Here is a 24,627-nt window from a genome sequence, read left to right as displayed (position 1 = left end):
GCCTCCTCCACCTCAGCGCGCGACCGGCAGGTCGCACCGACCAGCAGTCCGGGCGCGATCCGGCGGGCGGCCCGGACCGGCAGGTCGGTCGCACCGAGGTGGACACCGTCGGCACCGGCCGCCAACGCGACGTCGAGGCGGTCGTTGACCACCACCAGGGCGCCCGCCGGCCGGGCCGCGGCGATCACGCGCTCGGTCAACGCGGTCAGCGGGCGACCGCCGAGCGTCTTCGCCCGGACCTGGAACGCATCGACGCCGGCGTCGACCAACGCCGGCAGCAGGCCGAGGTCGTCGAGGTCAGAGACCAGGCAGGTCAGACGGGGAACGGACTCCACACGGCCCATGGGGGCTGCTCCTTCGCTTCCTTCGCCGGCATGACCCGGATCAGGTTCGACGGTCGGAGCGGCTCCAGCTCCCTCTCAGTCCACTGCCGCGGACTCCCGTGCTTGATGAGTGCGACCACCGTAGCCCACCGACGAGTCGCCCCCCCTTGCGGCCCCGACTCGCCCCCCTTGCGGCCCCGACTCGCCCCCCTTGCGGCCCCGACTCGCCAGCAAGCTGGGCGACTCGAGGGCGCACGGTGGGCAACTCAACCCAGCAACAGGGGCGATTCGGCGAGGTGGCGGCGTACGGCGGTGGCGGCGGCGCGACCAGCCCGGTTGCCGCCGATCGTGCTCGCCGAGGGTCCGTATCCGACCAGCTGCACCCGCGGGTCGACCGTCGAGATCACGGCGGTCTGCACGTCGCGACCGACGGAGGTGAGCGCGATGCCGCCGAGCGGGGACCGCAGGTGCAGCGGCGCCAGGTGCGCCACCGCCGGGCGGAAGCCGGTCGCCCAGAGGATCACGTCCACGTGCTCGAACGACCCGTCCGCCCAGCGCACGCCGTCGGGCTCGATCCGGGCGAACATCGGCCGCCGGGCGTCGTACACGCCGCGCCGCGCGGCCTCCTGCTCCTGCGGCCGCAGGCCGAGCCCGGTCACGCTCACGACGCTCGCGGGCGGCAGCCCCCGCGCGACCCGCTCCTGCACGAGCGTGATCGCGTCGCGGCCGGTCTGCTCGCTCCAGTCNCGGCCGGCCTGCTCGCTCCAGTCGTCACGCCATACCGGCGGCCGACGGGTCGCCCACAGCACGTCGGTCACCGGCGCGAGCTCCCCGAGGAACTGCACGGCGGACGCCCCTCCCCCGACGACCAGCACCCGCTTGCCCACGAGGTGCTCTGGCCCCGGGTAGTCGACCGTGTGCAGCTGCTCGCCGACGAACGTCTCCGCCCCCGGGTACGACGGCACGAAGGGCCGCGTCCAGGTGCCGGTCGCGTTGACGAGGGTGCGGGTGGTCCAGGCCCGCTCCCCGGCACGTACGACGAGCAGGTCCCCGTCGCTCTCGACGCGGTCGACCCGGACCGGCCGCACGACCGGGAGCCCGAAGGTGCGTTCGTAGTCGCCGAACCAGCCGGGGATCACGTTGTTGGCGCGGTCGCCCCCGCGTCCCGGCGCCGGACCGTCGGGCAGGTCCGCGACCCCGTGCACGTCGTCCATCGTCAGCGTGTCCCACCGGTGCTGCCAGGCGCCGCCGGGCCTGGCGTCGGCGTCGAGGACGACGTGGTCGATGTCCAGCCGACGGAGGTGGTAGGACGCCGACAGGCCCGCCTGGCCCGCTCCGATCACCACGGCGTCGTACAAGTGCATGACACGTCAACCAACTCCGGACTCCCGCTATGCCCAGCCGGGCACGCGCGTATCCTCGGACACCGTGGCTGACGCAGAGTTCCGGTACTCCGACCTCCTCCCGACCGGCAAGGACGACACTCCTTATCGCCTGATCACGACGGAAGGCGTCTCGACCTTCGAGGTCGATGGCCGCACCTTCTTGAAGGTCGACCCCGAGGCGATCCGGCAGCTGACCGCCGAGGCGATGCACGACATCAGCCACTACCTGCGGCCCGCGCACCTGACGCAGCTGCGCAAGATCATCGACGATCCCGAGGCGTCGGGCAACGACCGCTTCGTCGCGCTCGACCTGCTCAAGAACGTCAACATCTCCGCCGGCGGCGTCCTCCCGATGTGTCAGGACACCGGCACGGCGATCGTGATGGGCAAGAAGTCCGAGGGCGTGCTCACGGGCGCCGACGATGCCGAGGCGATCAGCAAGGGTGTGTACGACGCCTACACCAAGCTCAACCTGCGCTACAGCCAGCTCGCGCCGCTGACGACCTACGACGAGAAGAACACCGGCACCAACCTCCCGGCCCAGATCGAGCTCTACTCGACCGCCCAGGGCGAGAAGGGTCCGGAGTACAAGTTCCTCTTCATGGCGAAGGGCGGCGGCTCGGCCAACAAGTCGTTCCTGTTCCAGGAGACGAAGGCGATCCTCAACCCGAAGCGGATGCTGACCTTCCTCGACGAGAAGATCCGCTCGCTCGGCACCGCGGCTTGCCCGCCGTACCACCTGGCGATCGTCATCGGCGGCACGAGCGCGGAATTCGCCCTCAAGACGGCGAAGTACGCGAGCGCGCACTACCTCGACAACCTCCCGACCGAGGGCTCGATGAGCGCGCACGGCTTCCGCGACCTCGAGCTCGAGGAGGAGGTCTTCAAGCTGACCCAGTCGTTCGGGATCGGCGCCCAGTTCGGCGGCAAGTACTTCTGCCACGACGTCCGCGTGGTCCGGCTTCCCCGGCACGGCGCGTCCTGCCCGGTGGCGATCGCCGTCTCGTGCTCCGCGGACCGCCAGGCGCTGGGCAAGATCACCGCCGAGGGCGTCTTCCTCGAGCAGCTCGAGACCGACCCGGCGCAGTACCTCCCCGACACCGAGGAGCAGCACCTCATCCAGGGCGGGGAGGTCGTCGAGATCGACCTCACCCAGCCGATGAGCGACATCCTCGCGACGCTCTCGCAGCACCCGGTGAAGACCCGGCTCTCCCTGACCGGCCCGCTCGTGGTGGCGCGCGACATCGCGCACGCCAAGATCCAGGAGCGGCTCGACGCCGGCGAGGACATGCCGCAGTACCTGAAGGACCACCCGGTCTACTACGCCGGACCGGCGAAGACGCCCGAGGGATTCGCCTCCGGATCCTTCGGACCCACCACCGCTGGCCGAATGGACTCCTACGTGAAGTCGTTCCAGGCCGCAGGAGGCTCGATGGTGATGCTCGCCAAGGGCAACCGGAGCAAGCAGGTCACCGAGGCGTGCAACGAGCACGGAGGCTTCTACCTCGGCTCGATCGGTGGCCCCGCCGCACGGCTGGCCCAGGACTGCATCAAGTCGGTCGAGGTCATCGAGTACCCCGAGCTCGGCATGGAAGCGGTCTGGAAGATCGAGGTCGAGGACTTCCCCGCCTTCATCGTGGTCGACGACAAGGGCAACGACTTCTTCACCGACCCCTCCGGCGCCGTCAACGTCCCGATCAGCGGGATCCGGGTCCGCTCCGCCGAGTAGCCGAGCACCCGACGACAGAGCAGCCGATGACCGTCCTGGTGACCCCTACCGGGCAGCCTCCTGCGTGGGTCCATGCGGTCCCCCGCTCGATCGGCTGGGCCACGGTCGTGATCGGCACCGCCGTGCTGCTCGGCTGGTCCGCCGACGTCACGGTCCTCAGCGCCATCGACCCGTCGCTCCCCGCGATGAAGCCGCTCTCGGCCGTGGCGGTCATCGGTGCGGGCGCGACGTTCCTGGTGGCGCGCACCCGCCGACCCGCGCTGTGGTGGACCACGGTCGTCGTACCGTTCCTGATCGGCGCGGGTGTCCTGGTCGAGTGGGTCACCGGCGCCGACCTGAGGATCGACCAGCTGCTCTTCGACGACGACACCGAGTCGCGCTACCCCGGTCGTCCCGCACCGCAGTTCTCGATCGCGGTCCTGCTGTTCTCGCTGGAGCGGGCGCTGTCCGGTGTCGGACGGGGATGGGCCCGCCAGGTCGACAAGATCGCAGTCGCCGGGTTCTGCCTGATCGTGCTCGCCGTGGAGACGGGCTACGCCTTCGGCGCCGAGGAGCTCACGAGCACGTCCGAGGTCATCGGCATGTCCGCCCCCTCCGCCGTGGCGCTGGCCCTGCTGGCCGTCGGCGTCCTCGCCTCCCACGCCGACCGTCGCCCCCTCCGGTACCTGTGGGACGCGGGCGCGACCGGCCAGCTGACCCGAAGGCTCCTCCCGACCGTCGTCCTCGCACCCCCACTGCTCGGCATCCTCGCCCTGACCGGCGAGCAGGCGGGTTGGTACCAGCACGAGCTCGCGGTCGCACTGATCACGGGCGCCATGGTCGCCACCCTCGCAGGAGTGGTGAGCGTGACCGCCGAGACCGTGCGCGCGACGGCCGACGACCTCCGCGCCTCCGAGGAGCGTTCGCGACACCTCGCCGACCACGACCCGCTCACCGGGCTGCTCAACCGCCGCAGCTTCGAGGCGGCGCTGGAGGCCCAGCTCGCGGAGGTCCGTCAGGGGAGCCGTACCGGCGGCCTGCTGGCCATCGACGTCGACCACTTCAAGGAGGTCAACGACACCCTCGGCCACCACGCCGGGGACGCGGTGCTGGTCGCCCTCGGCGCCCGCATCCAGGAGCACCTCCGCGAGGGCGATGCGTTGGCCAGGCTCGGTGGCGACGAGCTCGCCGTGCTCGTCCGGGCCGGCGACGAGGCGGGGTGTGCCGCTGTCGCGGAGCGGATCCGGCTGGTCGCGCGCGAGGCGGGCCGGTCGCTCGCCGTGTCGCCCGAGGACCCCCGGCACCGCGTCTCCGTCTCGGTCGGCCTGGTGCCGTTCGCCGCGGTCGACGCGGGCGACCTGACCGCCGCGAAGGTCCTCGTCTACGCCGACCTGGCGTTGTACGGCGCCAAGGGGGCCGGACGGGACCAGGTGTCAGGCCCGCCGCCGGGAACCGTCGCGGACCTTCCTCCGTTGGAGCAGGAGTAAGCCCCCTACGCCAGGAGAACGCATGCGCTGCCCGATCGACGAGTCCACGCTGGTGATGAGCGACCGCAACGGGATCGAGATCGACTACTGCCCCCAGTGCCGCGGAGTGTGGCTCGACCGGGGTGAGCTCGACAAGATCATCGACCGGTCGGTCTCGATGCCCCAGCCTGCTGCGGCTGCCCCGCAGCAGGCCGCACCGCCCCCGCAGCAGTACGACCGGTACGACGAGCGCCGTCCGCAGCAGCAGTACCCGCCGCAGCAGGGCTACTACAAGAAGAAGAAGCGGGAGAGCTGGCTCAGCGAGATCTTCGACTGAGCCCGTCCCGGCGCGGCGCCACGGGTGCCATGCTGGGCCGGTGGCACTGCACGACGAGCTGGCTGAGCTCCGAGCCGAGGTCGGCCCCCACGTCTTCGCCGACCCGGTCGCGTTTCGCGCTGCGTTCGACGACTTCATCGCCGAGGGCGCCGCGACGACCGGTGAGGTGCGTCTCCTGGTGGACGCGATCGCGACGGGGTCGCTGCAGCGACTCGTCGGACAGCTGGATCTCGGCGCGGATCCCGCCACCGCGCTGACCGCCGAGAGCGAGCGGCTCGCGCGCGACCGCGGCACGGTCGAGACGGCCGGGGCCCGCTGGGCGCTGTCGTCCCTCCTCTTCGCCCGCGGCATGGTCACGAACGCCGACCTCGTCAGCACCCGGCCGACCGCGTTCAGCAGCTCGTCCGACCCGCGCACCCCGACGGACGAGCAGCCACCGGACACCTCGGAGACGCGGTTCGCCCCGACGGCCGGCGCTCCGGTCCCCGCACCACCGCCACCGCCCCCGGGGAGCGTCCCGACGGCCAGCGGTGCGGCGGCAGCCGCCGCACCACCTCCTCCGCCACCACCTCCTCCCCCACCGGCCCCGACGCCTGCTCCGGCACCGGTCCCTGCCGCGACCCCGGCGTCCGCGCCGGCCCCGGCTGGACGGAGCAAGGGCCCCGCGCTCCTGGCGACCGCTGTCGTGCTCGCCGTCGTCACGGTCGGAGCGGTGGTGCTGCTCGGTCGCGACGACGACCCGGACGACACGGCCCGCGACACGACCAGCGCCGACGTGTCCGACGACGGTGGGAGCGACGACGGTGGGATCGACGACGGCGGGGACGCCTACCCCGACCCGCCCGCCGACCTCGCTTCGGCGCCCGAGGGCTTCCCGGAGACCCTCCAGGTCGTCGTCCGGCTTCCGGCCGAACGGTGGGGCGAGGTCGGTGCCCACTTCGGTGACGACGTGGCCACCGAGGTCTTCAGCGGCGGCGACCCGCTGGAACCAGGGGTCCAGGCCTCGACCGGGCCCGAGCCGACCGCCCGGACGGTCGCGGCCCTGCTCGACAGCGGCGTGCCCGCTCGCGTGAAGTACTACGCGCTCCAGCAGGTCGGCCAGGGCGGCGGCAACGTCGGCGAGGACGAGCTCTTCGAGGTGCTCGACGACGACGAGCTGATGTCGGCGTACTGGACCAACGTCCGCGACCTGCTGGCCCGCCTCGGCGACCTCGACGCACCGGTCGACCTCGTGGCCGAGTCCGACCTGCCGGGCCTCGTGCTGTCGGCGTACCCCGACGCCACCTCGGTCCCGACCGCCGTCGGCCGCACCGGTGTCCCGGGCCTCGACGGCCTGCCCGACTCCTTCGCCGGCTGGGCGCAGGGCTGGCTGGCCCTCCGCGACGAGCTCGCGCCCCGGGTCCGGATCGGCCTGACCGTCTCTCCGTGGCAGGTGGGCAACGACTTCCTTCCCGACGTGCCGAGCGCCATGGAGGTCGAGATGTGGGCAGCCGCGTTCGGCGACTCGTACGCGACCCTCGGTGCCCGCTACGACTTCCTCGACACGATCCTGACCTACGCGGAGGCCGGCGCCCGGGGCCCGCGGTACCTCGCCGGCCCGGACTTCTTCGACGTCCTCCTGACCTGGGTCGGCGCGATCTCGGCCGCGACCGACACCCGGGTGGTCCTCGACAACGTGCCGGTCGGCAACGGCGTCTACGCCACGATGGACGACTCCCCGTACCACTACCGCGACAGCTGGGTGGAGTGGCTGCTCGGAAGCGACGACTTCGCCGGGCTCGTGGCGCTGCGCGACGCTGGCGCGATCGGCATCGTCTTCGGCGTGGACATCGAACCGTCGTCGATGACCTGCCCGTGCGACGCGGCCGAGGACGGCGTGACCAACGGTGGCCGGGGCAACGAGGCGACCTCGCCGGACGACGACGGCGGCTACCTCGCCGAGCGGCTCCAGTACTACAGCACCACCGGAGGCGTGCCCCTCTGACATGCTGTGCCCGTGGCACTGCACGACGAGCTGGCCGAGCTCCGGGCCGAGGTGGGCCCCCACGTCTTCGCCGACCCGACGACCTTCCGCGCTGCGTTCGACGACTTCGTCGCCGAGGGCTCCGCCTCCACCGGCGAGGTGAGCCTGCTCGTCGGCGCGATCGCCGCCGGCTCCCTCCAGCGGCTGACCGACCAGCTCGCGATCGGTGCCGACCCGGCGACCTCGATCGCCGCCCAGGGCGACCTGCTCGCCCGTGATCGCGGCACCAGCGAGTCGAGCGGTGCCCGGTGGGCGCTGTCCGTGCTGGCCTACGCCGTCGGCGCCGTGCCCGCCGAAGTGGTGCTCCCCCGGCCACCGCGCCCGGACTCCGTGTCTCCTCCCGAGCACCCCGCCGTCGCCTCGTCCCTCGGCTCGTCCCACGAGACCAAGGTCGTCACTCCCGACGACACCACGCCCCAGCCGCCGGTCTCCGAGGCGACCCGGGTCACCAGCCTGGATCCCCCGCCTCCCCCTCCGCCCCCGCAGGCCGGTGCGAGCGCGACCCGTCGCCGCAACCCGCTGCTCATCGGTGGCGTCGTCGTCCTCCTCGTCGTCGCCGTGGTGGTCGCCGCGCTGATGGCGCTGCGCGACGACGGCGGCGACGACGGCGACGGCGGCGACGACCCGAGCGCCGACGCGTCCGAGGGCGGGACCGACGCGGAGGAGCTCTCCAGCGTGGCGGTCGTCGAGGACGGCATCACGGCGGAGGTCCGCCTCGTCCACGACGGCACCGCCGCGTCCGTCGTACTGCTGCTCGAGAAGGACGGCGAGCTGGTCGAGGTGGACCGCAAGCCGGTCGGCTGCCCCTACACCGACACCGCCTTCAACGCCGGTGTCGCCTACCAGGGCGACCTCCAGCTGTTCTGGGGATGGAGCTACGAGGGCGACGGCAACGGCTTCGGCCAGTACGGCGCCGTGGACCTCGACGACGAGATCATCGAGGCGTTCGACCTCGGGGACGACGAGCTCTGCGACGAGGGCCCCTGACCGACCCCCGTGGGTACTGTCGAGTCCATGAACGACCCTGACTTCCGCGTCGAGCACGACTCCATGGGCGAGGTCCGGGTCCCGGCCTGGGCGCTCTGGAAGGCCCAGACCCAGCGCGCCGTGGAGAACTTCCCCCTCAGCGGCACGCCGTTGGAGCCGCGGCTGATCCGCGCGCTCGCGCTGGTCAAGGCGGCCGCGGCGACGGCCAACCAGGACCTCGGCGTGCTGCCGGCGGACCAGGCGGAGGCCATCGTCGCGGCGGCGTCCCGCATCGCGGCCGGAGAGGACGGCGAGCACTTCCCGGTCGACGTGTTCCAGACGGGCTCGGGGACCAGCTCGAACATGAACATGAACGAGGTGATCGCCAGCATCGCCGCGCTCGGCGGGACCGAGGTCCACCCCAACGACCACGTCAACGCGAGCCAGTCCAGCAACGACACCTTCCCCACCGCCATCCACGTCGCCGCTGCGCTCGCGGTCGTCGAGGACCTCGAGCCGGCGCTCGACGTCCTCGCCCGGTCGCTGGAGGCCAAGGCCGCGGAGTTCGCCGACCTGGTGAAGTCGGGGCGCACCCACCTGATGGACGCCACCCCGGTGACACTCGGCCAGGAGCTCGGCGGCTACGCAGCGACGGTCCGGTACGGCGTCGAGCGGCTCGCGTCCGTCCTCCCGAGGGTCCAGGAGCTGCCCCTCGGCGGCACCGCGGTCGGGACCGGGATCAACACCCCGCCCGGGTTCGCCGCGCGCGCCATCGCCGTCCTGGCCGAGGAGACCGGCCAGCCGTTCACCGAGGCCCGCAACCACTTCGAGGCCCAGGGCACCCGCGACGCGCTGGTCGAGCTGAGCGGCGTGCTGCGCACGATCGCGGTCGGACTGACGAAGATCTGCAACGACCTGCGCTGGATGGGATCCGGGCCCACGACCGGCCTCGCCGAGATCCACCTGCCGGACCTCCAGCCGGGCTCCTCGATCATGCCCGGCAAGGTCAACCCCGTCCTGCCGGAGGCGACGCTGATGGTGTGCATGCAGGTCATCGGCAACGACGCTGCCGTGGTTGCGGCCGGCGCCAGCGGCAGCTTCGAGCTCAATGTCGCCATGCCCGTCCTCGCCCGCAACCTCCTCGAGTCGATCCGACTGCTCTCGACCTCGACGACCACCCTCGCCCGGCGGTGCATCGACGGGGTCACCGCCGACGCCGCCCGGATGCGCCGCTACGCCGAGTCCTCCCCGTCGGTGGTGACCCCGCTCAACCGCCACCTCGGCTACGAGGCGGCGGCCACGATCGCCAAGCAGGCACTGGCCGACGGGGCCACCATCCGCGAGACCGTGCTCGCGATGGGCTACGTCGACCGGGGCGAGCTCACCCTCGAGCAGCTCGACGCGGCTCTCGACGTCGACGCGATGACCGGGCGCGGCTGACGCTCAGAGCGCGTAGGGGTGCGTGCGCCGCTGCGTCTGACAGGGCGCGAAGGACACCACCGCGACCAGCACGAGGACGACCACGGCGGTCACCGCGACCGCTGCCCCTGCGACGTCCCAGCCCGGGTCCGGGCCGACCGGACCGCCGAGGATGCTCGTCAGCAGCTGGCCGACGAGCACCACGGTCGCCAGCCCGCCGATGGCGAGCCGCGCGTCGTAGGAGTCGGAGGACCACAACCGGACGGCCGAGACCAGGGCACCGACGACGACCGCGCCGACGAGCGCAACGGCGTAGCGCTCGACGGACGCGGCCGTCGCCAGCTCCCCTGCGACCATGCCCGCGAGGACAGCGGTCAGCAGGGCCGTGATCCGCGGCAGGGCAAGTCCCCACTCGTGTCTGCCGCGGATCACGGCGTTCCCTCCCCGGTCGCCCGTTGGTACGGAGGCACCCATCAGAACTCCTTGTCGAGCGCACCGCGCTCGCTGACGGGGGCGGTGGAGCAGGCGCGGCCCTCGAGGTCGAGCGCACCGGCGCCGGGGGTCCAGACCATCGTCGAGGTGGCGCCGGGGGCGCGGACGCTGCCGCCGCTGGCGAGGGTGCCGATCGTGATCGTGTAGACGGTGGCGGTGGTGCCGTCGACGGTGGTGGTGGCGGCCGTGAGCGTGGCGTTGAACTGGGCGGTCTTGTTGTTCTTGATGTAGTTCTGCTTGAGGTTGATGCTGCCCAGGGGCAGGGCGGTGCCGCCGGCGGTCTTGAGGACGTCGATGGTGTCGTTGTTCCCGCTGGAGCCGACCAGGAGGGCGTCGCGCAGTCGGAGCACGACGGCGAGGCTCGTCGTACCGTTCCAGCCGGTGCTGATGCTGCCGGGAGCGACCTGGTCGGTGTAGGTCAGCTTGAGGGTGTCCCCTGTCCCGAGCTTGAAGGCGGTCGAGCCGCCGTTGGCCGTCTGGACGTCGTAGCCGCGGAGGGGGCTGTTGTCGACGCGGCGGTTGGTCAGGGTGGTGGAGGTCGTGACGCGGTTCTGGGGGTCGGTCAGGACGGCGCGGAGGTCGTAGAGGCCGTCACTGACGGTGGTGGTGTCCCAGGTGCAGGTGTAGGGGCTGGTGGTGTCGGTGCACAGGGTCGTCCAGGTGGCGGTGCCGACGGGGGCGCGCTCGATGCGCACGTTGATGATCCCGGAGCTGGAGGAGGCCGAGGCGGTGACGGTGACGGTGCCGGCCAGGAACGCGCCGGGGTCCTCGACGGCGACGGCGGCCACGGTGTTGTCCACGACGCGGCCGGTGATCGCGGTGGAGGTCGTGGTGTTGTTGATGGCGTCGGTGGCGATGGCGCGGAAGGCGTAGGTGGCGTCGGCGAGCTGGTTGGTGTCGTAGCGGCACGAGTAGGGCTCGGCGGACAGGGTGCAGAAGGTGGTCCAGGTGGTGGTGCCGGTGCGCTGGTACTGCAGGGCCACGGTGGTGATGCCGGCGTCGGCGTCGGTCGCGGTGGCGGCGAAGGTGGTGGTGCCGCGCAGCGGGGTGCCGGGGTCGGTCATGGTCACGGTCGGGGCGGTGTTGTCGATCATGACCTCGGTGACGGTCGCGGAGGTCGTGGTGGTGGTCCCGATGGTCGCGACGGCGCGCAGGTCGTAGGACTCGCCCTGGGTGAAGGTGGCGCTGGTGGTGTTCCAGGTGCAGGGGTAGGGCGGGAGGAGCAGGGCGGTACAGACGCCGAGGGTGCGCCAGGTGGTGGTGCCCGCGAGGGCGTACTCGACCTTCACGCTGGGCACGGCCAGGCCGGCGTTGTAGATGGTGGTGGTCAAGGAGACGTTGCCCTTGACGATGTCGCCGGGGTCGGAGAGGACCACGAGGAGGTTGTTGGCGATCTGGGTGGTGACCGGGTCGCTGGTGGTGGTGTAGCCGGCGTTGTCGGTCGCGATCGCGCGCAGGCTGTAGGAGCCGTCCGCGACGAGCTTGGTGTTCCAGCTGCAGGTGTAGGGGCTGGTGGTGTCGGTGCACAGGGTGGTCCAGGTGACCGCGTTGGGGGCCAGGTACTGGACCACGACGTTGTTGATCCCCGAACGGGCATCGGTCGCGTTCGCGGTGATCGTCACGGTGTCCTTGATGACACTGCCCGGGTCGTTGACCGAGACCACCGGTGCGGTCCAGTCGAACGCTGCGGCGACGGTCGAGGTCGCGTTCTGGGTGGTCGCGGTGAACGTGGCGGAGGAGAACGACGGCATCCCGAACAACGCCACCACCATGACAGCCCCCAGGGCCATCATCAGCTTCAGCGGTCGGCGTGCCATCAGGAGTGCTCCTCGGATCTGGTTTCGGTGCGGTTCGGTGCGGGTGCAGTCGGCTGCGGTCCCGGTGCGATTGCGGCGCCTCCAACGCTAGGCAGGACCAGACCACGGCCCGGCAACAGATGCCGGGCCGTGCCCCACAACTCGGTAACAGTCGGCTGGTGCGGGTCGGCGGGGCTCAGGCCGGCTGGAGGGCCGGGACCTCCGCAGCAGGCGCGCCAGCCTGCTGGTCGGTGGCGCCGTCGACGGCGTCGTCCTGGTCGTCGTCCTGGTCGTCGTCCTGGTCGTCGTCGCTCCTGCGGAGGCCGCTGAGGAGCTGGCCGAGGGCGAGCAGGGCGATCAGGGCGGCGGGTCCGCCGATCAGGGCGATCCGGACCTGGCGGTCGGCCAGCGCGATGAACGCCCAGCCGGCGTGGGGGACGTGGAACTGGACCACGGGCTGGTCCTGGTCGACCAGCTTGAAGTGCCACGGGTCGGGGTCGGGGTTCGCGTCGCCCTGGGTGGTGAACAGCACCCCGCCTCCCTCGGCGGGCTCCATCGCCACGATCCGGTGGGTCACCAGCGAGGTCGTGCCCGCCCCCGCAGGCGGCTGGTAGGTGATCACGTCACCGACCTCGAGGTCGTCGACCCCGACCGGCTTCTCGAAGACCACCGAGCCCTTCTCGATCGTCCCCGACATCGAGCCACCGGTGATCACGTAGCGGCTGTACCCGAACGCCGAGGGCGCCAGCCACGCCAGGCACACCAACGTGATCGCCAGGATCAGAGCGTTCAGGCTCCACCCCATCACACGCCGGGACAACGGCGTGCGGGTGGTGTGACGGTGCTTGCGGGACATCGGTGGCTCCTGGCGGGTCGGGCGGTTCAGGTGCTGGCGTCAAGCGCTGCGGAACGACCGTGGCGAGGCGCCCCCCAAGAGCGCCCCGCCACCGTCAGATCAGTGATGATCGGTTCGGATCACTGGTTGTAGGTCTGGCCGTCGAGCTGGACGGAGTCCCACTTGTAGACCGCGTTGGCGGTCTTGCCCTGGTCGGCGTTCGGGGTGTCCTGGTTGAGCTTGACGGTGAACTTGAACGCGTGGGCAGCACCGGCGGCCCAGGTGCCCAGCTCGTTCTTCGCGCCGTCGGCCAGGCCACCGAAGGAACCGGAGTAGACCGTGGAGCCCGAGGTGGTGTCCACGATGTCCAGGGTCAGGTTCGAACCGGTGAACCCGTTGGAGGAGGACACCTCGGTCAGCGAGAACGCCGCCGGCAACGACCCGGTGTTGGTCAGCGTCAGCGTGCCGTTGAGCGTGTCGCCCGGCTTCATGTTCGTCAGGTTGAAGATCGCCTGGTCGGCCTTGGAGTTGGAGTGGGTCAGGGTGCCGGCCGTGACCGCGCTGATCGTGTTGCCCGAGGTCGAGGTGAACGTCGCACCCGAGCCCACCGCGATCGCGCCGGCGGCAACGAGGGTGGCGAGCGGGACGAGCAGCTTGCGGGTCTTGTTCTTCGTGGCCATGACTGGTTCTCCTGAGTTCCGGACGCCCGATCCGGGCTATTCCTGGTGGTCTGTGCGGGGTGTTCTTCCCGATGACCAGAACGCTACGAAGCCCAGGACCACAGAAAGGCAACGCGAGATCCTCAGAACGACCACACCTCGGAACCGTTCGCAAAACTCCCCACGAGCGCAGTCGGCCTGCTCGCGAAAACCCGGCCGGCGAGGCGCTACGGCCCCGCCCGACGACCTCAGCCGCCGACTACGTCGACTGCGCGCCCGGGCGGTGTCGCACCGTCTGCGACACGCTCGGGCCATTCAACTCAGTACCAGCCGACGGCTTCGGAGTGGCCCCAGGCGGAGCAGGGGCTGCCGTAGCGGTCCCGGATGTAGCCGAGGCCCCAGGTGATCTGGGTGACCGGGTTGGTCGCCCAGTCGCTGCCGGCGCTCGCCATCTTGGACCCGGGGAGCGACTGCGGGATGCCGTAGGCCGACGAGGTCGGGTTGTCGGCGTAGACGTTCCAGTTGGACTCGCGGGTCCAGAGGGCGTCGAGGCAGCCGAACTGCGACTGGCTGAAGCCGAAGTCGCCCATCAGCGCGCGTGCGATGTCCTTGGGGTCGGAGTCGGAGAGCTGCTCGGACTCGGTCACGGCAGCGGCGTCGCCCTGGACGAGCCCGGCCTGCTTGGCCGGGTCGGCCGCACCGCGGTGGTCGTCACGGGAGACGACCGGAAGCCGGGTGCCGGTGTCGGCGACCGGGACGTCGATCGTCAGGTCCCCGACGGCTGCGTCCAGGTCGGCCGTGATGCCCGGTGCCTTCGCCTCGCCCTTGCCGAGGAGCCCGCCACCGATCGTGATCCCGGTGACCGCGAGAGCGACGCCCGAGAGGACCACCGTGTTGCGGACAGCCTTCTTGGGGGCTTCCTTGAGGTGGGCGTGCTTGGGCGCACCGCGATGCCGGGGGGCCGGCTTGGCGTGGTGGGTCAAGAGCGAGATCCGTGGGTAGACGGCAGGAGGTCACCTTCGCGGGACGACGACGATGTCGTCTCGGTCACAGGGCAACTCGGGACACAGTGCCTGACTTGTCCGCCGGTCGCAAACCGACGCACCAGGGGGTGGACGGCGGGTGCGGCCCCGCTGATCACAGGGGCCACACCCGCCCCACATCTGGCATCTCGAGCCGACAGGAGGTCGACTCGTCAGACGACGACGTTCTCCAGCATCTCGGTCACCAGGGCGGCGATCGGGGAGCGCTCGGAGCGAGCCAGCGTCACGTGGGCGAAGAGCGGGTGGCCCTTGAGCTTCTCGACGACCGCGACGACCCCGTCGTGGCGGCCGACCCGGAGGTTGTCACGCTGGGCGACGTCGTGGGTGAGGACCACCTTGGAGTTCGCCCCGATCCGGGAGAGCACCGTCAGCAGGACGTTGCGCTCCAGGGACTGTGCCTCGTCGACGATCACGAACGAGTCGTGCAGCGAGCGGCCGCGGATGTGGGTGAGTGGCAGCACCTCGAGCATCCCGCGGTCGAGGACCTCCTCGATCACGTCGGGCGAGGTGAGGCCCCCGAGGGTGTCGAACACGGCCTGCGCCCAGGGCGACATCTTCTCCGACTCCGAGCCCGGCAGGTATCCGAGCTCCTGGCCACCGACGGCGAACAGCGGACGGAACACGACGACCTTCTTGTGCTGACGGCGCTCCATGACGGCCTCCAGCCCGGCACACAGGGCCAGCGCCGACTTGCCGGTGCCGGCTCGCCCCCCGAGGGAGACGATCCCCACCTCGGGGTCGAGCAGCATCTCCAGCGCGATCCGCTGCTCGGCCGAACGGCCGTGGATGCCGAACGCCTCGCGGTCACCGCGGACCAGGTGGACCTGCTTGTCCGGTCCGACCCGGCCGAGCGCGGTCCCGCGGTCGGAGAGCAGCACGAGGCCCTGGTGGCAGGGCAGGTCGCGGGCCTCCTCGAGGTCGAGCGTCCCGTCGTCGTACAGCTCGTCGAGGTCGGCGGCCGCGACCTCCAGCTCGGCGAGGCCGGAGTAACCGGTGTCGGAGTCGTTGACCGTCTCCCACCGGTACTCGTCGGCGGCCAGCCCGACCGCGGACGCCTTGATCCGCAGCGGCAGGTCCTTGGAGACCAAGGTGACGTCGAAGCCCTCGTCGGCGAGGTTGCGCGCCACCGCCAGGATCCGCGTGTCGTTGTCACCCAGCCGGAAGCCGGACGGGAGCGACGTCGCGTCGGTGTGGTTGAGCTCGACCCGGAGGGTGCCGCCCTCATCACCGACGGGGACGGGCGTGTCGAGCCGTCCGTGGCTGATCCGCATCTCGTCGAGCATCCGCAGGGCGCTGCGGGCGAAGTACCCCAGCTCGGGGTGGTGCCGCTTGCCCTCCAGCTCGGTGATGACCACCACCGGCAGGACCACCTCGTGCTCCTCGAACCGTCGCAGCGCGCCGGGATCGGCGAGCAGCACGCTGGTGTCGAGCACGTAGGTGCGTCGGCCCGGAACGGGCACGACCTCCGCGTGGTCGGGGCTGGCAACGGCGCGTGACTTCGATTTCGGCACTTCGCACCTCACCGGACCGCACGCGTCTGTCGCGCCCGGCCCTATTCGTTGAAGAGGGACCGGGGTGCACAGCCGTGGTTCGTCACGTCGGGCCTCCCGATGTGGCGGGCTTCCCCACCCGCCAGTGCTTGCGAAGGTACGCCGCTCCGATGCCCGTTCCGGGCGACACGCCCGAACGCGGGCGTGAACACTGTGTGACCGGAAATCCTCCGGTCCGGACCCGACCACGGGCCAGACTGGGCCCCGTGCACCCCAAGGACCTGTGGGACTTCGACGACCCCGCCGGCTCGGAGCAGCGGTTCCGCGTCGCGGCCGACGCAACGGCCGACGACCATGAGCGGGCGGTGTGGCTCACGCAGGTCGCCCGGGCGCTCGGGCTCCAGGGGAAGTACGCCGAGGGGCACCTGCTGCTGGACCGCCTGGCCGGCGAGCGCGACCCCGAGGTCGTGACCCGGGTGGCTCTCGAGCGCGGCCGCCTGCACCGCTCGGCGGGCGACCCGGCCGCGGGCCGCACGGAGTTCGGGCGGGCGGTGCTCCGCGCCGCCGACGCCACCCTCGACGAGCTCCACGTCGACGCGCTGCACATGCTGGCCCTGGTGAGCGAGGGTGCCGAGCAGATCGCCGTCACCGAGCGGGCCCTCCAGGTCGCCGAGGCCTCCCCCGACCCCCGCGCCCGCGACTGGGACGCCTCGCTCCTCAACAACCTCGGGATGGCGCGCGCCGACACCGGCGACTGGGACGCCGCCCTGGCGTCGTTCCGGTGGGCGCTGCGGGCCCGGGAGCGGATCGGCGACCCGGCCCAGACCCGGGTGGCCCGCTGGATGATCGCCTGGGCACTGCGCAACCTGGGCCGCACCGACGAGGCGCTCGCGATGCAGCGCACGCTCAAGGCCGAGCTGGTCGCCTCCGGCGAGGAGGACCCCTACGTCGACGAGGAGATCGGGCTCCTCGAGGCCGTTACCGGCGGCGATAGGTGAGGTCGGTGATCGACCGGCCGGCGGCGACGCCCTTGCGCTCGAACTTGGTCACCGGCCGCTCGTCCCAGCGCTCGGCGACGCCGCCCTCGAAGTCGGGATCGGCGTCGAGCACCTGGACCATCTGGTCGGCGTAGTCGGCCCAGTCCGTGGCGAGCCGCCAGAGCCCGCCGGGACGGAGCCGGGTCGCGACCAGTGCGGCGAACGCCGGGGTCACCAACCGGCGCTTGTTGTGCTTCTTCTTGTGCCACGGGTCGGGGAAGAACGTCCACAGCTCGGCGATGCTGCCCGGCGCGAGCAGGTGCTCGACGGACCACACGGCGTCGACCCCGCACATCCGGACGTTGGTCGCCCCGACCTCGTCGAGGCGGCCGAGCGTGTTGGCGACACCGGGCTTCCACACCTCGAAGCCCAGGACGTCGTACGTCGGACGCGCCGCAGCAAGGGCTGCTGTGGCCTCCCCGACGCCCGAGCCGATCTCGACGACGAGGCCGTCGCGCTCGTCCGGTCCACGGCCGAACCAGGTGTCGAACGAGAACCCCGGCTGGTCGACCGCCTCGTCCGGGATCACCCACTCCTCGTGGCGCGCGTCCCAGGCAGCCGCCTGCTGCGGCGTGAACCGGCTGCCGCGACGGCTGTACGTGAGGACCTCACGCATCCGCCGCCCGTCGTCGGTCAGCTTGTGGTGCGGACGCGCGGGGAGAACACCCCCACGGTCCTCGGTCACGCGCTGGCGCCGATCGCGATCACCACGACGACGAGGTAGAGGATGAAGAACAGCAGCCCGAGGATCATCAGGACCGTGCCGACGATGCCGAGGATCCAGCCCACCGTCACCTGGCTGCTGCCGGCGTAGCGGCCGCCCGACGCCTCGATCTCCTTCTTGACCCGCGATCCCATCACCCAGGCGACCGGCGCGAGGATCTGGCAGACGGCCATGCCGAGGATGCCGAGGATCAGCACCGTCGTGGCCTTGGGGTGGTCGGGCACCCACATCGGCGCACCCGTGGCGCTGTAACCCGGCGTCGTCCCGTAGGGCTGGTACGGGTTCTGCGGGGGGACCTGCGGGGCCGGAGGCGGCGTCCCGTACTGCGGGGGCTGCTGCGACGCGGACGGGTCCTGCGGGTGCTGCTCGCTCATGGCTCAGATCTTCCCATCGTGGGGTGGTCGGGAAACACGACGGCCCCGGACCTTGCGGTCCGGGCCCGTCGAGCGACTGTCAGGTCAGATCAGGAAGTGGTTCACTTCGTGATCTTGGTGACGCGACCCGCACCCACGGTGCGGCCACCCTCACGGATGGCGAACCGGAGGCCCTCTTCCATGGCGATGGGCTGGATGAGCTCGACGGCCATCTCAGTGTTGTCGCCCGGCATGACCATCTCGGTGCCCTCGGGGAGGGTCACGACGCCGGTCACGTCCGTGGTGCGGAAGTAGAACTGCGGACGGTAGTTGTTGAAGAACGGCGTGTGACGGCCGCCCTCCTCCTTCGACAGGATGTAGACCGACGCGTCGAAGTTGGTGTGCGGGGTGGTCGTGCCCGGCTTGATCACGACCATGCCGCGCTCGACGTCCTCGCGCTTGGTGCCACGGAGGAGCAGACCGACGTTCTCACCGGCCTGGCCCTCGTCGAGGAGCTTGCGGAACATCTCGACACCGGTGACGGTGCTCTTCTGCGAGGTCTCGCGGATGCCGATGATCTCGACCTCCTCGTTGACCTTCACGATGCCCCGCTCGATACGGCCGGTGATGACCGTGCCGCGACCGGTGATCGTGAAGACGTCCTCGACGGGCATGAGGAACGGCTTGTCGGTGTCACGAGCCGGCGTGGGGATGTAGTCGTCCACGGCCTGCATCAGCTCGGCGACGGAGTCGCCCCACTTCGCGTCGCCGTTGAGGGCCGGGAAGGCCGCCACGCGAACGACCGGGATGTCGTCGCCCGGGAACTCGTACTCGGAGAGGAGCTCGCGCACCTCCATCTCGACGAGCTCGATGAGCTCCTCGTCGTCGACCATGTCGCACTTGTTGAGCGCCACGACCAGGGCCGGCACGCCGACCTGGCGGGCGAGCAGCACGTGCTCACGCGTCTGCGGCATCGGACCGTCGGTGGCGGCGACGACGAGGATCGCACCGTCCATCTGGGCCGCGCCGGTGATCATGTTCTTGATGTAGTCGGCGTGACCCGGGCAGTCGACGTGCGCGTAGTGACGCACCTCGGTCTGGTACTCGACGTGCGCGATCGAGATGGTGATACCGCGCTGGCGCTCCTCGGGAGCCTTGTCGATCTGGTCGAACGCCGAAGCCTCGTTGAGGTCCGGGTGCTTGTCGTGCAGCACCTTGGTGATCGCCGCGGTCAGCGTCGTCTTGCCGTGGTCGATGTGACCGATGGTGCCGATGTTGACGTGCGGCTTGGTCCGCTCGAACTTCGCCTTAGCCACTGGGGGCTCCTCCTGATTGGTGTGTTACTTGACTCGTACTAAAGGGGTGGTGCGCCGAGGGCCGGGTCTGTAGTCGGATGACTACTCGCCACGAGCCTTCTTGATGATCTCGTCGGCGATGTTCGTGGGAACCTCGGCGTACGAGTCAAACTCCATCGAGTACGAAGCCTGGCCGGAGGTCTTGGACCTCAGGTCGCCAACGTACCCGAACATCTCGGACAGCGGCACGAGGGCGCTCACGACGATGTCGCCGTGACGCTCCTCCTGCGCGCGGATCTGTCCGCGACGGCTGTTGATGTCGCCGATCACGGTGCCGAGGAACCCGTCCGGGGTCGTGACCTCGACGGCGAACACCGGCTCCAGCAGGACCGGCTTGGCCATGCGGGCGGCTTCCTTGAACGCCTGCAGACCGGCGATCTTGAACGCGAGCTCGGAGGAGTCGACGTCGTGGTAGGCGCCGTCCTCGAGGGTGAACTTCACGTCGACCATCGGGTAGCCGGCGAGCACGCCGAACTCCATGGCCTCCTGGCCACCGTGGTCGACCGAGGGGATGTACTCCTTCGGCACGCGACCACCGGACACGTTGTTGATGAACTCGTAGCCCACGCCGAGACCGGTCTCCGGGTCGGTGTTCGGGCCGAGCGACACGACGACCTTGGCGAACTGGCCCGAGCCACCCGTCTGCTTCTTGTGGGTGTAGGAGTGGTTCGTGACGTCCTTGCGGATCGTCTCGCGGTAGGCGACCTGCGGCTTGCCGACGGTCGCCTCGACCTTGAACTCACGCTTCATCCGGTCGACCAGGATCTCCAGGTGGAGCTCGCCCATGCCGGCGATGATCGTCTGGCCGGTCTCCTCGTCGGTCTTGACGACGAAGGTCGGGTCCTCGTCGGAGAGCCGCTGGATCGCGGTTCCGAGCTTCTCCTGGTCGCTCTTGGTCTTGGGCTCGATCGCGACCTCGATCACCGGCGCCGGGAACGTCATCGACTCGAGGACGACCTGGTTGCTCGGGTCGCTCAGCGTGTGACCGGTCTTGGTGTCCTTCAGACCCATCACGGCCACGATCTGGCCGGCGCCGACCGACGCGATCTCCTCACGCTTGTTGGCGTGCATCTGGTAGACCTTGCCGATCCGCTCCTTGCGGCCGTTGACCGAGTTGACCACGGTCGAACCGGCCTCGAGCTTGCCCGAGTAGACGCGGACGTAGATCAGCTTGCCGAGGTGCGGGTCGGTCGCGATCTTGTAGGCGAGACCGGAGAAGGGCTCGCTGTCGGACGGCTGACGCGTGACCTCCTTCTCCTCGTCGCGCGGGTCGTGACCCACGATGCCGTCGATGTCGAGCGGCGAGGGCAGGTAGTCGACGACCGCGTCGAGCAGGGGCTGGACGCCCTTGTTCTTGAACGCGGTGCCGCACAGGACCGGGTTGAGCTTGTCGGCGAGGGTCGCGCGACGGATGGCGGCCTTGAGGGTCGGGACGTCGAAGACGTCGCCTTCCTCGAGGTAGACCTCCATGATGTCGTCGTCGGCCTCAGCGAGGGTCTCGACCAGCTTCTCGCGGTACTCCGCGGCCTGCTCCTGCAGGTCGGCCGGGATCTCCTCGATGGCGTAGTCCTCGCCCATCTGGGTCTCGCCGCGCCAGACCTTGGCCTTCATCTCGACCAGGTCGACGACGCCGATGAAGTCGGACTCGGCACCGATCGGGAGCTGGAGGACCAGGGTGGTGGAGTTGAGGCGCTCGACCATCATGTCGACGCAACGGAAGAAGTCCGCGCCCGTGCGGTCGAGCTTGTTGACGAAGCACATCCGGGGGACGGAGTACTTGTTGGCCTGACGCCACACGGTCATGGTCTGGGGCTCGACACCGGCGACACCGTCGAACACCGCGACCGCGCCGTCGAGGACGCGCAGCGAACGCTCGACCTCGGCCGTGAAGTCCACGTGGCCGGGGGTGTCGATGATGTTGATCTGGTGCTTCTTCCACCAGCAGGTCGTCGCGGCCGACGTGATCGTGATGCCGCGCTCCTGCTCCTGCTCCATCCAGTCCATCGTCGCGGCACCCTCGTGGACCTCACCGATCTTGTAGGTGATGCCGGTGTAGAAGAGGATGCGCTCGGTGGTGGTGGTCTTGCCGGCGTCGATGTGCGCCATGATGCCGATGTTGCGGACGACGTTCAGGTCCGTCGTGATGTCGACTGCCACGTGAGTCAGCGTTCCTTAGGAAGTAGTGGGCAGGTGAGTGCCGGGACGGGCAGCCCTGTGGGGCGCCCGTCCCGACCAGGTCACCAGCGGTAGTGGGCGAAGGCCTTGTTGGACTCGGCCATCTTGTGGGTGTCCTCGCGCTTCTTCACAGCGGCACCGAGACCGTTGGAGGCGTCGAGGATCTCGTTCATGAGGCGCTCGCTCATGGTCTTCTCGCGGCGGTCCTGGGCGTAGCCCACGAGCCAGCGCAGCGCGAGCGTGGTGCCACGCGTGCCCTTGACCTCGATCGGGACCTGGTAGGTCGCGCCACCGACACGGCGGGACTTGACCTCGATGGCGGGACGCACGTTGTCGAGCGCACGCTTGAGCGTGATGACCGGGTCGATGCCGGTCTTCTCGCGGGTGCCTTCGAGAGCGGTGTAGACGATGCGCTGCGCAACCTGCTTCTTGCCGTCCATCAGCACCTTCGACACGAGCTGGGTGACCAGCTGCGAGCCGTAGACCGGGTCGACGTCGAGGGGACGCTTCGGCGCGGGGCCCTTGCGCGGCATGTCAGCTCTTCTCCTTCTTGGCGCCGTAGCGGCTGCGAGCCTGCTTACGGTTCTTCACGGCCTGGGTGTCCAGGGCGCCACGGATGACCTTGTAACGGACACCGGGCAGGTCCTTCACACGACCGCCGCGGACGAGCACGATCGAGTGCTCCTGCAGGTTGTGACCCTCACCCGGGATGTAGGCGGTGACCTCGACGCCACTGCTCAGGCGCACACGGGCGACCTTGCGGAGGGCGGAGTTCGGCTTCTTCGGGGTGGTGGTGTAGACGCGGGTGCACACACCGCGTCGCTGGGGCGAACCCTTCAGGGCAGGCGTCTTGTTCTTGGACACCTTGTCCTGGCGGCCCTTGCGGACCAACTGATTGATGGTGGGCACCTGGTGGTTCCCTTTCCTCTTGACTTTCACGGTCCGGCGACCTGCCGGGCACGGAGAACTGCGGTGAAGCTGTGCCGGTGAGCGCACCCGTCGTCCGAAGGACCGGACCGAGGGCGCGCGCGACGTGCCTGGGACCCCAGACACAAGGAACGAGGCTACCGGCCGCTCACAGGGGGGTCAAAATCGATGGGCACTCCCCTGGGACCCGGGTTCTCAGGTGACCCAGTCGGTCAGGGGATGGATCGCGAAGTAGACGACGAAGAGGCCGGCGATCACCCAGAGCAACGGGTGCACCTCACCGACCTTGCCGCGCACCAGCTTGAGGAACACGTAGCTGACGAAACCGGCCCCGATGCCGACCGAGATCGAGTAGGTGAACGGCATCAGCACGATGGTCAGGAACGCCGGCAGCGCGATCTCCAGGTCGTCCCAGTCGATGCCCTTGACCTGTTGCATCATCAGGAAGCCGACCAGGACCAGTGCCGGTACGGCCGCCTCGTTGGGGATCACCGTCACCACCGGCGCCACGAACATCGCGACCAGGAACAGCAGGCCCGTGACCACGCTCGCCAGGCCGGTCCGCGCGCCCTCGGCGACACCGGAGGCGGACTCGATGTAGGAGGTGTTGGACGAGACCCCCGCCGCACCACCTGCGGCTGCGGCGATCGAGTCGACGAGGAGGATCCGCTGGGTGTTCGGTGGGACGCCGTCGGCGTCGAGGAGGCCCGCCTCCTTGCCGATCGCGGTCATCGTGCCCATGGTGTCGAAGAAGTCCGAGATCAGCAGCGTGAAGATGAGCAGGCACACCGTCACGAAGCCCGCGTTCTCCCACGAGCCGAGCAGGCTGAACTCCCCGAGCAGGCCGAGGTCCGGCACGTCGACGACCTTGTCGGGGAGGACGGGCACGTTGAGGTTCCAGCCGTTCGGGTTGACCCCGGTGGCGGTGAAGGTCGGGCCGATGTCGGCCACCTTCTCGACGATGATCGCGACGACCGTCGTCACCAGGATCGAGATGAGGATCGCGCCGGGCACCCGACGGGCGTAGAGGGCGATGAGCAGCGCCAGGCCCAGGCAGAAGACCCCGACCGGCCAGCCCTGGAGCTGGTTGGCGACCCCGATCTGGACGGGCGGCGCCGCGAGCCCGGTGCTGCGCACGAAGCCCGCGTCGACCAGCCCGATGATGGTGAGGAAGAGGCCGATGCCGACCGCGATCGCGACCTTGAGCTGGGGCGGGACCGCGTCGAAGACCGCCTTGCGGAACCCGGTCAGGACGAGCGCGAGGATGATGAGGCCCTCGATCACGACCAGGCCCATCGCGTCGGCCCAGGTCATCTGGCTCGCCACCGAGTAGGTGACGAACGCGTTGAGGCCGAGCCCGGTCGCCAGCGCCATCGGGAAGTTCGCGACCACACCCATCAGGATCGTCAGCACCCCGGCGACCAGGGCGGTGGCAGCGGCGATCTGGGCGCCGTCGCCCCCGGCCAGACGTTCGCCGTCGATGTCGATGCCGCCCAGCAGGATGATCGGGTTGAGCACGATGATGTAGGCCATCGTCAAGAAGGTGACGAGTCCGCCGCGGACCTCCCGGCCGACCGTGGAGCCGCGCTCGGAGATGTGGAAGAACCTGTCGACGCCCGAGGTGGCCGAGGCCTGCCCGCTGCTCATGAGGGCACTGTGCCAGAACCACGACGCCCCGGCGAGGACTAACGTGGGCTCCGTGGAACTGCGCGACGAGCAGCCGACCCAGCACGAGATCGGCAACCGGACCTACCTGATCGCGCCCGTCGAGCCCCTCGACGTGGACGGCGTACGGACCGTCCAGGTCGGCACGGCGCTGTTCCTGCTCGGCTTCGTCGGACTGCTGCCGTTCTACGGTCGGCTCGAGGAGTCGGGCAGCACCTGGCTGCTGTGGATGTGCCTCACCGGCGTCGGCCTCGGCCTCCTCGGCATGGAGTACTGCAAGCGCCGGCGCCGCTTCCGGGCCGAACGCGACGCGACGGATGCCTGACCGGCCCTCCCGCTGGGAGCTCGGCGGGGAGAGGAACACGGGCTACGCCCGCCGCTTCGCCCAGCTCGTCGAGGACGGCGTCGACGTCGACGGCGAGGGGCGGCTGGCCGACGCCCTCGTCGGG

General features: G+C 70.3%; 23 protein-coding genes and 1 riboswitch. Of the genes, 8 read left to right on the top strand and 15 right to left on the bottom strand.

All coding sequences use genetic code 11. The features are described 5' to 3' along the window. Positions 1 to 344, bottom strand: a 344-nt coding sequence (locus H0487_RS13565; protein ID WP_183094765.1) for a thiamine phosphate synthase, incomplete at its 3' end; no start/stop codon positions are given. Continuing rightward, positions 345 to 454: riboswitch (TPP riboswitch) on the bottom strand. Between the two features lie 135 nt (positions 455 to 589). Then, positions 590 to 1,687 (bottom strand): NAD(P)-binding domain-containing protein, encoded by a 1,098-nt coding sequence (locus H0487_RS13560; RefSeq protein WP_183094764.1) that lies wholly within the window; start codon positions 1,685 to 1,687, stop codon positions 590 to 592. 64 nt (positions 1,688 to 1,751) lie between these two features. Between H0487_RS13560 and H0487_RS13555 the strand changes: the two genes are divergently transcribed. From H0487_RS13555 to H0487_RS13530, 6 genes are read left to right on the top strand one after another with little or no spacing between them, the layout of a single operon-like run. After that, on the top strand, positions 1,752 to 3,437 hold the full coding sequence (locus H0487_RS13555; protein ID WP_312855945.1) for a fumarate hydratase: 1,686 nt from the start codon (positions 1,752 to 1,754) through the stop codon (positions 3,435 to 3,437). A 26-nt stretch (positions 3,438 to 3,463) separates the two neighbouring features. Next, entirely contained in the window at positions 3,464 to 4,903 is a 1,440-nt protein-coding gene (locus tag H0487_RS13550; RefSeq protein WP_183094762.1) for a GGDEF domain-containing protein, read from the top strand. 22 nt (positions 4,904 to 4,925) lie between these two features. Then, positions 4,926 to 5,219, top strand: coding sequence for a TFIIB-type zinc ribbon-containing protein (locus H0487_RS13545; protein ID WP_183094761.1), 294 nt, complete (start codon positions 4,926 to 4,928; stop codon positions 5,217 to 5,219). A gap of 40 nt (positions 5,220 to 5,259) precedes the next feature. Beyond that, entirely contained in the window at positions 5,260 to 7,203 is a 1,944-nt protein-coding gene (locus H0487_RS13540; protein ID WP_183094760.1) for a hypothetical protein, read from the top strand. 12 nt (positions 7,204 to 7,215) lie between these two features. Then, complete coding sequence (locus H0487_RS13535) at positions 7,216 to 8,229, top strand: hypothetical protein (protein WP_183094759.1); 1,014 nt, start codon at positions 7,216 to 7,218, stop codon at positions 8,227 to 8,229. Positions 8,230 to 8,256: 27 nt separating this feature from the next. Next, complete coding sequence (locus H0487_RS13530; protein ID WP_183094758.1) at positions 8,257 to 9,648, top strand: class II fumarate hydratase; 1,392 nt, start codon at positions 8,257 to 8,259, stop codon at positions 9,646 to 9,648. Between the two features lie 3 nt (positions 9,649 to 9,651). Here H0487_RS13530 and H0487_RS13525 read toward each other — a convergent pair whose 3' ends face one another. From H0487_RS13525 to phoH2, 6 genes are all read right to left on the bottom strand, one after another. Next, positions 9,652 to 10,059: a hypothetical protein gene (locus tag H0487_RS13525; RefSeq protein ID WP_183094757.1), complete on the bottom strand. Its 408-nt coding sequence runs from the start codon at positions 10,057 to 10,059 to the stop codon at positions 9,652 to 9,654. A 41-nt stretch (positions 10,060 to 10,100) separates the two neighbouring features. Continuing rightward, the gene (locus tag H0487_RS13520; RefSeq protein WP_220793379.1) at positions 10,101 to 11,936 is read right to left on the bottom strand and encodes an Ig-like domain-containing protein; all 1,836 of its coding nucleotides are present in this window, start codon (positions 11,934 to 11,936) and stop codon (positions 10,101 to 10,103) included. A gap of 175 nt (positions 11,937 to 12,111) precedes the next feature. Continuing rightward, a complete protein-coding gene (locus H0487_RS13515; RefSeq protein WP_183094756.1) occupies positions 12,112 to 12,771 on the bottom strand; it encodes a signal peptidase I in 660 nt (219 codons plus the stop codon). A gap of 119 nt (positions 12,772 to 12,890) precedes the next feature. Next, complete coding sequence (locus H0487_RS13510; RefSeq protein WP_183094755.1) at positions 12,891 to 13,430, bottom strand: TasA family protein; 540 nt, start codon at positions 13,428 to 13,430, stop codon at positions 12,891 to 12,893. Positions 13,431 to 13,729: 299 nt separating this feature from the next. After that, positions 13,730 to 14,392 carry an aggregation-promoting factor C-terminal-like domain-containing protein gene (locus H0487_RS13505; protein WP_183094754.1) on the bottom strand — a complete coding sequence of 221 codons (663 nt, stop codon included), beginning with the start codon at positions 14,390 to 14,392 and terminating at the stop codon, positions 13,730 to 13,732. Positions 14,393 to 14,604: 212 nt separating this feature from the next. Beyond that, entirely contained in the window at positions 14,605 to 15,912 is a 1,308-nt protein-coding gene (gene phoH2, locus H0487_RS13500; RefSeq protein WP_183094753.1) for an RNA 5'-3' helicase PhoH2, read from the bottom strand. Positions 15,913 to 16,208: 296 nt separating this feature from the next. Here phoH2 and H0487_RS24320 point away from each other — a divergent pair, with 296 nt between their 5' ends. After that, positions 16,209 to 16,940, top strand: a complete 732-nt coding sequence (locus H0487_RS24320; RefSeq protein WP_183094752.1) for a tetratricopeptide repeat protein — start codon at positions 16,209 to 16,211, stop codon at positions 16,938 to 16,940. On the opposite strand, the gene trmB is transcribed toward H0487_RS24320, so the two are convergent. From trmB to H0487_RS13460, 7 genes are all read right to left on the bottom strand, one after another. Continuing rightward, the gene (trmB, locus tag H0487_RS13490; protein WP_183094751.1) at positions 16,921 to 17,595 is read right to left on the bottom strand and encodes a tRNA (guanosine(46)-N7)-methyltransferase TrmB; all 675 of its coding nucleotides are present in this window, start codon (positions 17,593 to 17,595) and stop codon (positions 16,921 to 16,923) included. The two genes, H0487_RS24320 and trmB, sit on opposite strands and share 20 nt — an antisense overlap. A 65-nt stretch (positions 17,596 to 17,660) precedes the next feature. After that, positions 17,661 to 18,077, bottom strand: a complete 417-nt coding sequence (locus H0487_RS13485; RefSeq protein ID WP_220793378.1) for a DUF4190 domain-containing protein — start codon at positions 18,075 to 18,077, stop codon at positions 17,661 to 17,663. A 101-nt stretch (positions 18,078 to 18,178) separates the two neighbouring features. Then, positions 18,179 to 19,372 (bottom strand): elongation factor Tu, encoded by a 1,194-nt coding sequence (gene tuf, locus H0487_RS13480; protein ID WP_183094750.1) that lies wholly within the window; start codon positions 19,370 to 19,372, stop codon positions 18,179 to 18,181. Between the two features lie 81 nt (positions 19,373 to 19,453). After that, positions 19,454 to 21,568, bottom strand: a complete 2,115-nt coding sequence (gene fusA / locus H0487_RS13475) for an elongation factor G (RefSeq protein WP_183094749.1) — start codon at positions 21,566 to 21,568, stop codon at positions 19,454 to 19,456. An 80-nt stretch (positions 21,569 to 21,648) separates the two neighbouring features. Continuing rightward, positions 21,649 to 22,119, bottom strand: coding sequence for a 30S ribosomal protein S7 (gene rpsG / locus H0487_RS13470; RefSeq protein WP_183094748.1), 471 nt, complete (start codon positions 22,117 to 22,119; stop codon positions 21,649 to 21,651). A gap of 1 nt (position 22,120) precedes the next feature. Beyond that, positions 22,121 to 22,495 carry a 30S ribosomal protein S12 gene (gene rpsL / locus H0487_RS13465; protein WP_109692297.1) on the bottom strand — a complete coding sequence of 125 codons (375 nt, stop codon included), beginning with the start codon at positions 22,493 to 22,495 and terminating at the stop codon, positions 22,121 to 22,123. Positions 22,496 to 22,708: 213 nt separating this feature from the next. Next, a complete protein-coding gene (locus H0487_RS13460) occupies positions 22,709 to 24,160 on the bottom strand; it encodes an NCS2 family permease (protein ID WP_183094747.1) in 1,452 nt (483 codons plus the stop codon). 52 nt (positions 24,161 to 24,212) lie between these two features. Between H0487_RS13460 and H0487_RS13455 the strand changes: the two genes are divergently transcribed. Continuing rightward, positions 24,213 to 24,503: a DUF2530 domain-containing protein gene (locus tag H0487_RS13455; RefSeq protein WP_312855944.1), complete on the top strand. Its 291-nt coding sequence runs from the start codon at positions 24,213 to 24,215 to the stop codon at positions 24,501 to 24,503. Positions 24,504 to 24,627: the final 124 nt, after the last annotated feature.

The organism is Nocardioides stalactiti, assembly GCF_014180715.1.
GTDB lineage: Bacteria > Actinomycetota > Actinomycetes > Propionibacteriales > Nocardioidaceae > Nocardioides > Nocardioides stalactiti.
This window is presented reverse-complemented; position numbering and strand designations above follow the sequence as displayed.